Here is a 14,221-nt window from a genome sequence, read left to right as displayed (position 1 = left end):
AATTGTCGGATTTATCAGACAATTTAGATTAAATATTCGGCCAATAGTTTTGGCCTGACCAGATTTGGGGGCAGCGTATGAATGAGAAAGTAGCTAAGCTAAGGGGAAGCATGCAGCAGAGAATAGTAGGAAAGGAGCAGGTGATAGACAGGCTCATCGTTTCACTGCTAGCCGGCGGGCATGTTCTCCTGGAAGATGTGCCGGGCGTTGGTAAGACGTCCCTGGCCAAGGCACTTTCAGATTCGCTGTCCCTGTCTTTTTCCAGAATTCAGTGTACACCGGATACAACCCCCTCCGACATAACGGGCTTCTCCGTATATGATCAGGGGACTTCTTCCTTCAAGGTCCTTCCGGGTCCCATAGTTAACAATATAGTTCTTGCGGATGAGCTCAACAGAACATCGCCCAAGACCCAGTCTGCCCTTTTGGAGGTAATGGAGGAGCACAGGGTTACTATTGACGGCAATCAGATTCCCGTTCCGGAGCCCTTTATGGTAATAGCAACCCAGAACCCATCCGAAATGGCTGGAACCTATCCGATACCGGAGTCCCAGATGGACAGATTCATGATGAAGCTCTCTGTGGGCTATCCCGACACCCAGGCCAGCGTGGATATGGCAGGGCGTTTCCTGGAGGGGCAGCTTCATGGTAAAATTGAGCCTGTTCTTACAGCCGCTGATATCCTAGGCATGAGAAAAGAGTCTGAGAAAGTCACTGTCAACGACACATTGAGACTCTACGCTGTTAACATTGTGGAAGCCACCAGAAAGAGTGCGGATATTGCCTGCGGCGCCTCACCCAGAGCACTTCTTGCAATGCTTCGCTGCAGTCAGGCCATCGCCTACATGGACGACAGAGATTATTGCGTGCCGGAGGACATTGCTAAGGCAGCATCCCTGTCACTCCCTCACAGGCTGGTACTTACAACAGAGGCCAAGATGAACCGCGTTACCAGAGATCATCTTGTGACACTGATCATAGAGAGGACAAAAGTCTCATGAGGATCACTTTCAGCAAAAAAGGAGTACTGTATTATCTGGTATTTCTGGCGGGGAGCCTGGTGCTTGCCTCTTTTTACGGCGGACCGGTGCCCTTTGTGATGTTCTACGGCCTTCTGCTGATACTTCCGCTGTCCCTTGCGTACATTTTTATCAACATCGTTCGTCTGTCCCTGTACCAGGAGATTGAGGTTCACAAGCTCTCCAAGGGCGATACCCATGACTACAGGATAATGCTGGAGAACACAGGATTTCTTCCGGTTCACAAGATGTCGTTTGGCCTGTACAAGGACCGATGCGATATGGGGAATCTTAGCGAAGAAGACCGGGTGTCTATTGGTATCTTTGGTAAAAAAGAGATCACTTCCGGAATCAGCTGCAAATACGCAGGGGCCTATAACGTAGGCGTCGAGCATGTTTTTTTTCAGGATCCCTTCAAGATAATGAAGGTAAAGTATCCGGTAAAGTATTCCTTCAGAGCCATCGTAAGTCCCAGAATAACGGATATTGCCGACAGCTCCCTTGACCTTGAGAATCTCATCAACAGCAGCGGCCTTAAGAGCAAAAGGCTATACGAAGAGATTCCGGGCAGCGACATGAGAGCCTACAGAAACGGAGACAGCCTTTCATCAATTAACTGGAAGGTGTCAGCCAGACTTTCTGAGCTGATGGTAAGAGTTCCGGACAAAATGGAGAAGAGGACAGTGACGCTGGTTCTTGGAGCGGTCAACGTTCCCGAGAGAGATCAGGACACCGAGTACCTGAGGAAAAGAGATTATTTCCTGGAGTTTGTTGTGTCAGCAGCCTGGCATTTCGGGCAGCAGGGGATACCGGTAAGACTTATATATCCTGCGGGAGTTATTAAGGAGTCCGTGGTGGATTCCCATGACTCATTTTTGGAATTCTATAATATCGTTGCCGATGGGATCTTCTACGGCGCCGATGAGGAGTATGAGAAGATGCAGGAGTTTGTAAAGAACGGGGGTAACAAGAGGGATGACATGGATATCTGGCTTCTCATCAGAGAGGACATGGAGCCGGGAGAAGATTACTGCGTTAGTTTCTGATGAGCTTAAGATCTGCATGTTCATATTTTCTCTGACAGGGGTGTGCCTTAGAGGGATGTTCCTTATTAGGAGTGATCTGGGGGAGTTCTGTGGCAGTTCCTTTTTATTTGCAGTGCTCATTTTCTTTTTGTTCTATACAGGGCTGTCACGTCTCTTTGAAGTCTTTGCGGGAAGAGTCTCCGCATCTTTGGTGGCGGTTCTTCCGGCCTTCGTGCTGTTTTTTCTTGTGAGAGATATCGATAGCATGCCTTATCTGCAGATGGCGGTAATCACGGCGGCAGTTTTGAGGCTATTAATGAATTTTGTTCCCTTCAGGGAAAAAGTGGTGCTGGTAGGGACTTTACTTCTGACGGTGGCAGCGGTGGCGCTTCGTTTTGGGTTCGGACCTTTTTATGAGGATTCAAGAGGTGAAACGGCGCTGTTTGTATGTCTGTTTGTGCTGATGCTGTCGGGGCTTCAGTATCTTATCCCGGAGAGATCCGGCGAACCCTTTCCCTTTTCATTTTTTGCTGTGATGGCTATTATCATAATACTGATTCCTGCCAGAGAGGCTCCGATCAACTGGAAACCCGTGCTGGAGGTGGGAGAGAGGATCGCAAACGGCGTGGAGGTTGCCTGCAGCAATGTATACTATTTGACCTCCGGCGTTTTTGGCAAAAATAAATATGTCGCAGGCTACAGCAGTCTTAAGGAGTCCGGCGGAAGTATCACAGGCAGGTCCAAGACCGAGCTTATCCTAAGGCCTAAGAGCCAGACCTATGTCCTGTACAAGGATAAGGAGACTCTTCAGCTTATGAAGAGAAGGAAAGCGGTATACCTCACCGGCGGAAAAGGTATTGATAAGGAAAGAGCGGTTGAGTTTCTTACGCTACTGTACAGGGCGGAAGTCACCGATGAGATGGCCAAGACCTTTTCCCAGAAGGTGGGCCTTGACATAGAATACGCCTATGTAAGGACCAAGGATGAGATCACACCTGTTTTTGCCATAGACCTTACGACCAACGGAAGAAATCTTAAATCCGGCAGGAGCGATACTGATCACAAAAAGGGATATACCATCAATTCGGTTTATCTTGACGTGGACTATGCAAGTCCCTATTTCATCGCGCTGGTTAAAAATGCAGACTCTGCGCCAAAGAGTAATATTTCATATGAGGAACTCTGCGACTATGCAAGAAGAATGTACAGCTTCAATCTGGCTGCGGTGGTGACAAAAGAAGAGTATGAGAAACTGGCTGATTCTGACCAAGTCTATGGCGCTAACTGCGAGGAGTATCTGGATACCACCGGTTACAGCGACAGGCTCCGGGAGTTGGCTAAGACTCTGACAGAAGGTCTTGATAACGATTATGACAAGTGCAGGGTGATAGAGGAGTATCTGAGACAGTACCCCTACAGTACTCAGCTGACGGATTCCGAGCCTCAGGATATGAATACAGCAGAAGGAATGAGCACCCTGGCTGAGGACTTCTTGTTCCATGCCGGTAAGGGCTACTGCGTGCACTATGCCTCATCGATGGTGATGCTGCTAAGGCTCTCTGGAATCCCGGCAAGGTGTGATGCGGGCTACAACTACCTGTATCCCTTTGAGGAACAGGAGGAGTTTGAGGTGTCAGGGACAAGGGCTCATACCTGGCCCGAGGCATTTATTAAGGATGCGGGCTGGATCCCTTTTGAACCCACTAGCGCATATACCTCCTATCAGGACAGAGCCTGGAATATGGAGATGAAACAGCCACAGAGCGATAAGGGAATGACCTATGAAGAAGATTATGACAGCCTGTCTGTGCCGGATATTGTAGAACTGGTGCCGGATCTTGCAGAGGAAGTTGTTGAGGAAGACGACAACAAGGAGATATTCACGCTTGTAAGGATAGCGGTGATTGTGGTGCTCAGCGTCCTGCTTTTGTATGTTCTGGTTCTTGTGGGTACAGCGCTGGTAAAAGATGCTGTGTACAGGAAATCCTCCTATGGAGGGAAACTTCGCACAGATGTTGAACTTATCAAGAAGGATATCAGGAAACATTCCGATGAGTTCTTTGACAGGGGCTTTTTGTCGGATTATGCAGACAGAGCACCGCAGGAATTCAGAGAATCTGTAAGTGAGATCTTCGGACTGTATTACAAAATAGAATACGGCAAAAATAAAGAGGCTGCCCTAACCGAACAAGACAGCCTCCATGTCAGAGACGTTAGAAAACAGCTCCATGAGAGCTATAGGAAAAACAAAAAGAAGGTCAGCTGATAATATCGGCAAGTTTACCCTTGGACAGAACAGCCAGGTGCTGTGTAGCACGGGACATAGCCGTATACAGGCAGTGTCTTCCCAGCTCGTCTGCGGGGTAAGCGTCATTTCCCGCATCGGGTAGAATGACGTGGTCAAATTCAAGACCTTTGGCATATCGCAGCTCAATAAGGAATGCTCCGCTCTTTGGAAGAGAGCAGTTCTCAGAGATGATCGCGGGAGATCTGTCACCTAATCTTTCGCTGATTCTCTCAAGGCTTCCTTCATTTCTGCAGATAATGGCGGTGAGACCGCTCTTTTTGCTGTATTCGTCCATGAGATTGATAAGCTCTTTGGTGAGTTCTTCGTCTGACTCGCAGGCCTTAACTAAAGTCTTTTCACCGGGGCGTTTCACAGAGGATACCATGAGCTTTTTTTCCTCAGGAAGGATGGATGCGAACATCTCGGTTACTTCCGGTGAGCTTCTGTAGCTGGTAAGAAGGGGAAGCTCTGCATAGGTCTTGCCGCCTTCACTGAACAGCTCCCTTATTCCGGAGAAGGTTGCGGTACCCTCACGGATTGCCTGGTATTCATCTCCCAGCAGCATGAAGCGGGCACCCGGGAAGTATTTCCTAAGCACCATGAGCTGAGCCATTGTATAATCCTGAACTTCATCTATCATGACATAACGCATATTTCGGTCACAGATTCCCGTGAGCTCCATCTTGGTGTAGAGCCACTCAGCGGCTGTGATCTTTTTAGTATCAAGGAGCCTTTGTGCCACGTGAAGGACGTTGACGAAGCCGCAGTGTCTTATCTGGCTCAGGGCGCCGCCAAAGTCATTTTCAATTCTGTTATCTTCTGCAGAGCAGGATTTGGCGGAGCCTTCCGATTCCTCGTCATTGTCACTATCCATGTTGTGAAGCTTATTCTTGGCCATGGCTTCAAGCTCATCCATTACAGTCTGCACAAGTCTTACGCCCATCGGGAATTTGGCAAAACGTTTGATGACTTGGAACACCTCTTTTTTGGAGAGAATCAGTCTGTCCTTCTGGAAGATGTCTGTAAAGTCGTCGATTTCCGGTGACAGTGCTGAGAGAGTCTCGTGAATCCTTACAAGGCTCTCATCCTCTGTGTAGTCATATTCGCTGTAGGCCACAGGAACATTTACGTGGTCCAGGAATTCCTTCCAGGTAAGAGTCACGGGATTGGTCTCGCCAAGATCCGGAAGGACGTTATCGATATAGTCCCTGAAGATCGGATTGGGGGTTATGAGGCACACCTGATCCGGGCGAAGGGACTTTCTCTTCTGATAAAAAAGGTAAGCTATACGCTGGAGAAGTACCGAAGTCTTGCCACTTCCTGCGATGCCGTTAACCAGAAGCACCGGCACATCGGGGTAACGAATAACAGCGTTCTGCTCCTTCTGGATGGTTGCGGTAATTGCTGTCATCTTATCGGAGCGGGTCTGGGACAGAGACTGAAGAAGCAGCGGATCCTCTATGGCGATGGTGGTGTCAAAGAAGGAGATGAGCTTGTTCTTTTCTATCTCGAACTGCCTTCGAAGCTTAAGGTCCACGGGGATCTCCCTGTCTTCTACGGTGTAGCTGGTGCGGCCGTTATCCTGATTGTAGTACACCTCCGCCACGGGAGAGCGCCAGTCAACAACCAGCTGATCGTATCCGTTCTCAGAAATTGCGGCTCTTCCTATATAATAGTCCTCAGTCTGGTCCTCGCCCTCGAACTGAAGAGATATTTTGGCAAAATAGGGAGACTGAAGGAGCTTCTCTACGGTATCAAGGCGCTTGCCAAGAGAAGAGCTCTCTACATTGTAGGTGTCGATATAACGGTTCCATACCTCAATCTCGGCCAGAGTTTCCATGGTGGTCTCGATATCTGCGTAGTCGAAACGGATATTGTCGCGGATATCGTTTTTGTCCTCCACTGCCTTCTCATTCAGGGAGGATATCTGTGATTTCAAGTCTTTTTCTATATTAAGAAGTTTGTTGTAGGTCTTGGTGAGATGAGCCTGTTCCTGCTCAAGTATATCTTTTTCCATAAAATTACTCCTTTTACGTAAGGGCATATTGCGGTTACGAAAAACAGGATAGTTTCCTGTGTCTTATCAGTATATCATGGCGGTAGATAATTGCATAGCGCCGCATATTCCTATAAAATGAAATGAGGGGATTTAATACTTGGTGCATTGGGGGTATCAGGTAATGCCAAAAATAATCTGTAACAATCCACTTTCCTGTGAAGATGATATAAAAGATTTTGTGCTGGAGGGAGAGGTTGACATCAGCTTTTCCGGCGGCGCTATGAGACTTGCAAGTAAGAGGCCTTCCTCAGAGGGGCAGAAGGCGAATTTCGTTCTGTGGTGTCCCAAGGTTTTTCCTGCGGATATCATGATCGAGTGGGAGTTTCGGCCGATCAGAGAGCCCGGCCTTGCCATGCTGTTTTTTGCAGCCAAGCCAAAGAACGGTCCCGGAAGCATCTTCGACGGAGCTCTTTTAAGGAGAACCGGAGAGTACGAGCAGTATCACAGCGGGGATCTTAACACCTATCATCTTTCCTATTTCAGGAGAAAAGAGCCTTCTGAGAGAGGCTTTCATACCTGCAATCTCAGAAAGAGCTACGGCGGCTTTCTGGTCAGTCAGGGTGCGGATCCTATCCCGGATGCTTCGGAGAACGCCGACTGGTACAACATGAGAGTGGTCAAAAGAGGTTCTAAAGTTTCTTTTTATATAAATGATCTTCAGATATTTGATTTTTATGATGACGGTATGACCTTCGGAGATCTGCTGACGGGAGGAAACATAGGTTTTCGCCAGCTCTCTCCCATGGTGGCGGAGTACAGGAATCTTAAGGTTACCTGGATCTGATAACTTGTAGTTGCTGTTTGTAGGTTACGGGGGGTATCAAAATGGCATTTCGTATTAGCGAGCTGACAAGTGCGGTCAATTCATATCTCAATTCCATTTCAAGTGTAAATAGTCGGGGCAGCAGTATCGGTGAGGACCTTAAGGGAATATTCCAGAAATATTTCAGCAAGGCCGTCAATGATACCAAGGTCGAGGCTCCCAATATCAGAGATGAGATCAAAAACAATATCGACAGCCATAATTTTGCAACAAAGACAACAGCGGAGGCTACGAAGGAAACTGCTAAGACTGCAGGTTCCGGGGCAGGTGAGGTTTCGGGCTCGGCAAGTAATGCGGCTGCAAGTAATACGACTGCAAGTAATACGACTGCGAATAATGCCACCAATCTGGCAAGTCTTATAACGGCCTCAAGACTTGGCGGCAATCTGGGCATTGCAGATGCCCTTGAGACTATCATGAAGGCTAACAGTCAGAACGCGGAGAATGCCGATGTGTATAAGGGAATCCTTAGCGATAAGGCACTCAGAGACCTGTCGGATTCGTCATATTTTTATACAAATATGGTTCAGAGTTCTCTTTTTAAGACCTCGGATGAGGATGAGGATGTGACCGGCAGCACTACCACCAATTCGATAGAAGGTCAGACCCTTGAGAAATTAAATGAGAATTCTCTTCTTAATGCAACCCTCGGAACATCGGATTATTCGTACTATCAGTCACTTTTACAGGCCTATAAGAGCACTCCGACGGAGTCGGTTTTCGGCGATTATTTGTTGTGATACAAGGCTTTAATATAACATGACAAAAAAATAGTTGAAAAATCATCTATGATAGTTTAAAATGTGATAGTTGTTTGATGTGAAGTAATTAGGAGGATTTTTTTTATGATTTCTGCAAGTGATTTCAGAAATGGTGTTACCATCGAGATCGATGGCAATGTATGTCAGATTATTGAATTCCAGCATGTTAAGCCCGGTAAAGGCGCTGCTTTCGTAAGAACCAAGCTCAAGGATATCATCAACGGCGGTGTTAAGGAGACAACCTTCCGTCCTACAGAGAAGTTCCCTGCAGCAAGAATCGACAAGAAGGATATGCAGTATCTCTATCAGGATGGCGATATTTATAACTTTATGGATACTGAGACTTATGAGCAGATCGGTCTTACATCAGATCAGATCGGTGATTCTCTTAAGTTTGTTAAGGAGAACGAGACATGTAAGATCATGTCTTACAACGGCAACGTATTCGCAGTTGAGCCTCCTATGTTCGTAGAGCTTACAATCACAGAGACAGAGCCCGGCTTCAAGGGTGATACAGCTACAGGTGCTACCAAGCCCGCAACTGTTGAGACAGGTGCTAACGTAGCAGTTCCTCTTTTCGTTAACGAGGGTGACGTTATCAAGATTGATACCAGAACAGGCGAGTATCTCTCAAGAGTATAATTTGTAACATTTCATTTACCATATCTGACACAAGTTTTCATAAATTTTTATAGAAACTGTTTTAGAAGTATTTATAAGAAACTGTAAGACAATAAAGAAACCGGACAAGGCTTCTTTATTGTCTTTTTTTGTCACTAAAACTATTTTTCGGAGGAAGATATGGATATAATTAATTTTGGAAATATATTATTGCAGAATGTGGAGAACAATCTCGGAGACGGCGCCTGTGTTAAGTTTCAGGAGATTGTCAAGAATAACGGAGTTGTTTATCATGCTTTGGTCATAAGAGAAGAAGGCAGCAATATTTCTCCTTCTATTTATATTGATGATTTCTTTAACATGTACAAGGCAGGAGAATCCTTTGACAGTATCACCGATATGGTGGTAAGCCTCTACAGGGAGAGCTCTGCCGGGCTTGGCCTGGATATGGATTTTTTCAGGAACTTTGACGAAGTTAAGGGGCATCTTAGCTACAAGCTGGCAATGGCGGGCCCTAACATGGACAGGCTTCGCAGTGTCCCTGTCAGAGCATTTGCGGATCTGGTGATGATCCCCATCTGTATCCTTAACATCAAGGACAAGGAGCAGGGCAGTATCATGATCACCACAGAGCACCTTGATATGTGGGGGATTTCCAAGGAAGAGCTATGGGACAGCGTTATGAGGAATACAGTTAAGACGTTTCCTGCCAGTGTTAAGAGCATCAACGAATACTTGGAACCGGACATGTTTGATAGTCCCGAGCTTCTTAAGAATATTTATGTTGTGACTACGCAGTCCGGATATCAGGGAGCGGGAGCTGTTCTTTATCCGGGAGTTCTGGATGAACTTGCCTGTATAAATGACAGCGATCTGTATATCATACCTGCATCTGTTCATGAGATGCTTGTGGTTCCTGCGGGGAGCTGCAGTATTCCTCCCAGATATTTAAGGAGTATGATTGGTGAAGTGAATTCGTCGGTGGTAAGAGATGAAGAGGTGCTTAGCCACAGTCTTTATAGCTATTCATATCCTGAAGGTGAGCTTAAAATCTGTGACTGCGGGAATTGACTTTCCTCAAGGACTCATTAACATAGACATTATAGGGGCTATATGGTATTATATTCGGGTATGTGATGCACCCGTAGTCTAATGGATAGAACGTAGGCCTCCGACGCCTTTAATGCAGGTTCGAGTCCTGTCGGGTGCATTTCACTTGAATATGTTTGGATTTAGAGGTTTGTTTTAAATGAGAAATAAGAAGAATACATCCACTTCCTGGAGGAATAATAGAAGATCTATTAATGCTATTTTAGGCGATAACAAGAAGTTTTTGATGCCTATTTTCTTTGTACTTGCAGTGGTAGCTACAGTGGGAATTGCTCTCAGTGCCAACCACAGAGCACAGGAAGAATCCCAGGAGCCTTCCGGTGCTGAGCTTGCGGCAACCTATGAGGTGCCCGAGGTAGAGATGGAAGAGAATGCTCATCCCGAGGTCAATGCCCTTATAGACAAGTACTATCAGGCCTGCGCAGAGGGAGATTCCGAGACTATCTCACAGATCTACAAGGGACTCGAAGATACCGAGCTTCTTAAGGCTGTGGCAGCAGCGGATTATATCGAAGCCTATGAGAATATCACTGTATATACCAAGCCCGGTCCTCTTGTTGGCAGCTATGTTGCCTATGTTTACAATGAGGTCAAGCTCTATAATTATGATAAGGCCGTTCCGGGACTTGAGACTCTCTATATTTGTACCGATGACAGCGGCAATCTCTATATTAACGGAGATATTGTAGAGGGTAATGAAATTGAGTATCTGAGACAGATCAATGTTCAGACCGACGTTATAGACCTTAATAACAAGGTCGCTGTTAAATATAATGAGATGGTAAGCTCCGATGAGGTACTTGCAGAGCTCCTTACACAGATGAGATCAGGTCTTCAGGTTTCCGTAGGAGAAGCGCTCGCCAGCTCCGAAGCCAGCAACAATGAGGCAGCTGCGGCAGAAGGTTCTTCTGCTAAAGAGGATGCTTCTGAGGAATCTGCATCCGATGTTCAGGTTGTTACCACTCATACCATCAGAGCCACAGATGTCATCAATATCAGAAGCTCTGATTCCGAGACAGCAGATGTTATTGCCAAGACCAGCAAGGGTCAGGAGTTTACACAGGTTGAGGCTCTTGCCAACGGCTGGAGTAAGATTGAATACAACAACGGCTATGCCTTTGTTAAGACAGAGTTCTTTGAGGTTGTGGGTGAAGAGACAGTTGAGGTTGCAGGTGATAATGGCGACGCTGCTGAGACTAATACCGAAACAGCCAATAATAACGATAATAAGACAGAGAACAAAACAGAGAATAAGACAGAGACTGAGTCCAAGCCCGCTGCTACAGCCAAGACCGGCAAGATGAAGGTTACGGAATCCGTAAGACTTCGTAAGAGTGAGAGCACCGATTCCGACATCCTTGCAACACTTTATGCCGGAACAGAGGTCAATGTTAAACAGCAGTATGCCAACGGCTGGTCCAAAGTGGAATACAACGGACAGACAGGATACATGAAGTCCGAATTTCTTGAGTAACAGCGTATACATGGGGAGTATATGAAAAAGAGGATTGTTATCTGGTTACTTCTTTTTAGCTTAATAATGGGGGAAACAGCTCTTTGCTGCCGCGCCGAAGAGGATGAGGGCAATACAGATATCTCTCAGACCATCGATGGTATGAGGCAGCAGGAGCAGGAGACCCAGAATGCAATCTCGGACCTTGAGAAACAGACCAAGGAGACCAAGGATGCAATAAGTGCTCTTCAGGGTGAGAAAGAGAAGACCCAGAGCAACGTAAGTAATCTTCAGAACCAGAGTTCACAGCTGCAATCCACCATCAACGGCTATTCAGCCAAGCTTGATTCCTTAAGTGCAGAGATAACAGAGGCGGAGAACGCAATGGCGGAGGTGTCTTCCGAGATCGTTGAGCTGGACAAACAGCTTCAGCAGGCAAGAGACGAAGAACATAAGCGCTATGAGCTACTTAAAAAAAGAATTCAATCTACCTATGAGAGCGGTGGCAACACAGGGCTTGCACGCCTTCTTTTAGAGTCCGGGTCAATGCAGGAATTTCTGACCAAATATGAATATCTCACTGCGATAATAGAATACGATAAGAAAAAGATTGCCGAGTACAAGGCTCTTCAGGCAGATATTGAGGCCAAGTCCGCAGTCGTTCACGAGAAGGAAGAGGAACTTGATCAGTATCAGACTCAGCTTGATGAGAAGCATGAGGAACTCTCGGGACTTACAGCTGAGGTTAAGGGCAAGCTCTCAAGTACCCAGAATACACTTTCCTCAGAGAAGAACAAGCTGGCTGACTATGATAACAAGTTGGCTGAGCTTGATAAGAAAATGAAATCACTTCAGGCCAAGACCGCTGCCGCCCAGGCAGAGCTGGCTAAGCAGATCGCTGAGCGCCTTGCTCTTATGAAGGAAGATACATCCGGAGCTTACTCGGCATCAGAATCAGAGCTTGTATGGCTGGCGGCCACGATACAGGCGGAAGCCGACGGAGAGTCCTATACCGGCAAATTGGCAGTTGGATCTGTTATCATGAACAGAGTTAAGAGTTCTGCTTTTCCCGGAGATGTTGTTTCCGTCATCACTCAGAATATGCAGTTTGCTTCCTACAGGTCAGGTAAGGTCGAGCTTATCATGTCCGTAGGACCTAATTCCACCTGCCTTAGGGCTGCGCAGGAGGTTCTGGACGGAGCCAGAGTGGGAGATTATTTGTTCTTTATGACCAAGTATTATGCTGATTATTACAGGATCAGTGAATATACCATGATCGGTAACCATGCATTCTTTTACAAATGGTCTACGCTTCCTGAGCCGGAGCCTGCCGTTTACGATGGCGGAGAGCAGCAGGAACAGCCCCAGGAGCCGGAAGAGCCTGCGCAGGAATCAGAGGGCGAAGGCCAGGAACAGTCCGAAGATAGCGGTGATGAAGGCGGGGATTCCGAGGAAAATGATGATGAACAGCCATCTGAAGGTGGCGACGAGGGTGGAGAATAATTTTTTGATTTAATGTAATAAAGTCTCTTGCGCTTTAAAACATCAAAGTGTATAATACCATTCAGACAGTGATGTCTGCGCAACGGGGCGTAGAGACCGATAGTTTCTTACGCCCTTTTTTTATACTTAAAAATAAGACAATCGGTCTGTAAAAAAGTTTTTATGTGCCATGCACAGGAAGGAGAAAGAAAAAATGTCTTACGTTGATGAGATCTACAACTATGTTGTGGACAAAAACCCTGCTCAGCCTGAATTCCATCAGGCAGTTAAGGAAGTGCTTGAGTCACTTCGTGTTGTAATCGAGGCTAATGAGGAAGAATACCGCAAGGATGCTCTTCTTGAGAGACTTGTAACTCCCGAGAGACAGATCCTTTTCAGAGTACCTTGGGTTGATGATAAGGGACAGGTTCAGGTTAACAACGGTTTCCGTGTACAGTTCAATTCAGCAATCGGACCTTACAAGGGAGGACTTCGTTTCCATCCTTCAGTAAACCTTGGTATCATCAAGTTCCTTGGTTTCGAGCAGATCTTCAAGAACTCACTTACAAGCCTTCCTATCGGCGGTGGTAAGGGTGGTTCAGACTTCGATCCTAAGGGCAAGTCTGACAGAGAGGTTATGGCATTCTGCCAGAGCTTCATGACAGAGCTCTACAGACATATCGGAGCTGACACAGACGTTCCTGCCGGTGATATCGGTGTTGGCGGACGTGAGATCGGATTCATGTATGGTCAGTACAAGAGAATCAGAGACGTATACGAGGGAGTTCTTACAGGTAAGGGTCTTACCTATGGCGGATCTCTTGCACGTACACAGGCTACAGGTTATGGTCTTCTTTACCTTACAGAGGAGCTGCTTAAGTGCAACGGCCACGACATCAGCGGCAAGACTGTAGTTGTATCAGGTGCAGGTAACGTTGCTATCTATGCTATCGAGAAGGCTCAGCAGCTCGGTGCTAAGGTTGTTACATGTTCAGATTCAACAGGCTGGATCTATGATCCCGAAGGAATCGATGTAGAACTTCTTAAGGAAGTTAAGGAAGTTAAGAGAGCACGTCTTACAGATTACGCTGCTGCAAGAAAGTCAGCAGAGTATCATGAGGGCAGAGGCGTATGGTCAATCAAGTGTGATGTTGCTCTTCCTTGCGCTACTCAGAACGAGCTCCTCATCGATGATGCTAAGCAGCTTGTTGCTAACGGATGTATCGCAGTTTGCGAGGGTGCTAACATGCCTACAACAATCGAGGCTACAGAGTACCTTCAGAAGAACGGTGTACTCTTTGTTTGCGGTAAGGCTTCTAACGCAGGCGGTGTTGCTACATCAGCTCTTGAGATGAGCCAGAACTCCGAGAGACTGTCATGGACCTTCGAAGAGGTTGATGCTAAGCTTAAGCAGATCATGGTTAACATCTACCACAACATTGACGATGCTGCCAAGAAGTACGGCATGGAAGGCAACTACGTAGCAGGTGCCAACATTGCAGGCTTCCTTAAGGTTGCAGATGCTATGAAGGCTCAGGGTATTGTTTAATACTTACAGTATATGATCATTGCTGCCGCGGC

11 protein-coding genes and 1 tRNA gene are annotated in these 14,221 nt (G+C 46.7%); 11 read left to right on the top strand and 1 reads right to left on the bottom strand.

Annotated elements, in window-relative coordinates:
• Window positions 1–77: 77 nt before the first annotated feature.
• From NXH67_RS14355 to NXH67_RS14345, 3 genes are read left to right on the top strand one after another with little or no spacing between them, the layout of a single operon-like run.
• A complete protein-coding gene (locus NXH67_RS14355; protein WP_022777836.1) occupies window positions 78–1,001 on the top strand; it encodes an AAA family ATPase in 924 nt (307 codons plus the stop codon).
• Window positions 998–2,065, top strand: a complete 1,068-nt coding sequence (locus NXH67_RS14350; protein ID WP_272797820.1) for a DUF58 domain-containing protein — start codon at window positions 998–1,000, stop codon at window positions 2,063–2,065. The genes NXH67_RS14355 and NXH67_RS14350 overlap by 4 nt, the downstream gene beginning before the upstream one ends.
• A complete protein-coding gene (locus NXH67_RS14345; protein ID WP_272797819.1) occupies window positions 1,995–4,310 on the top strand; it encodes a transglutaminase domain-containing protein in 2,316 nt (771 codons plus the stop codon). Before NXH67_RS14350 ends, NXH67_RS14345 begins: the two co-directional genes overlap by 71 nt.
• Here the strand turns inward: NXH67_RS14345 and NXH67_RS14340 are convergent.
• A complete protein-coding gene (locus NXH67_RS14340) occupies window positions 4,303–6,348 on the bottom strand; it encodes a HelD family protein (protein WP_272797818.1) in 2,046 nt (681 codons plus the stop codon). The two genes, NXH67_RS14345 and NXH67_RS14340, sit on opposite strands and share 8 nt — an antisense overlap.
• A 163-nt stretch (window positions 6,349–6,511) precedes the next feature.
• Between NXH67_RS14340 and NXH67_RS14335 the strand changes: the two genes are divergently transcribed.
• From NXH67_RS14335 to gdhA, 8 genes are all read left to right on the top strand, one after another.
• A complete protein-coding gene (locus NXH67_RS14335) occupies window positions 6,512–7,174 on the top strand; it encodes a DUF1961 family protein (RefSeq protein ID WP_272797817.1) in 663 nt (220 codons plus the stop codon).
• A 41-nt stretch (window positions 7,175–7,215) separates the two neighbouring features.
• A complete protein-coding gene (locus tag NXH67_RS14330; RefSeq protein WP_272797816.1) occupies window positions 7,216–7,953 on the top strand; it encodes a hypothetical protein in 738 nt (245 codons plus the stop codon).
• A gap of 105 nt (window positions 7,954–8,058) precedes the next feature.
• Window positions 8,059–8,616, top strand: coding sequence for an elongation factor P (efp, locus tag NXH67_RS14325; protein WP_022777830.1), 558 nt, complete (start codon window positions 8,059–8,061; stop codon window positions 8,614–8,616).
• Between the two features lie 159 nt (window positions 8,617–8,775).
• Window positions 8,776–9,666: a DUF5688 family protein gene (locus NXH67_RS14320; RefSeq protein ID WP_272797815.1), complete on the top strand. Its 891-nt coding sequence runs from the start codon at window positions 8,776–8,778 to the stop codon at window positions 9,664–9,666.
• A 67-nt stretch (window positions 9,667–9,733) separates the two neighbouring features.
• Window positions 9,734–9,805 (top strand) — tRNA-Arg (locus NXH67_RS14315).
• Between the two features lie 39 nt (window positions 9,806–9,844).
• Window positions 9,845–11,179, top strand: coding sequence for an SH3 domain-containing protein (locus tag NXH67_RS14310; RefSeq protein WP_272797814.1), 1,335 nt, complete (start codon window positions 9,845–9,847; stop codon window positions 11,177–11,179).
• Between the two features lie 21 nt (window positions 11,180–11,200).
• Window positions 11,201–12,661 (top strand): cell wall hydrolase, encoded by a 1,461-nt coding sequence (locus NXH67_RS14305; RefSeq protein ID WP_272797813.1) that lies wholly within the window; start codon window positions 11,201–11,203, stop codon window positions 12,659–12,661.
• A gap of 193 nt (window positions 12,662–12,854) precedes the next feature.
• On the top strand, window positions 12,855–14,189 hold the full coding sequence (gdhA, locus tag NXH67_RS14300; protein WP_272797812.1) for an NADP-specific glutamate dehydrogenase: 1,335 nt from the start codon (window positions 12,855–12,857) through the stop codon (window positions 14,187–14,189).
• Window positions 14,190–14,221 lie beyond the last annotated feature (32 nt).

This window comes from Butyrivibrio sp. DSM 10294 (assembly GCF_028539135.1).
In the GTDB taxonomy this organism is placed as follows: Bacteria; Bacillota; Clostridia; order Lachnospirales; family Lachnospiraceae; genus Butyrivibrio.
Note: the sequence above shows the minus strand (reverse complement) of the source record. Positions and strands in the feature narration are given on the sequence as shown.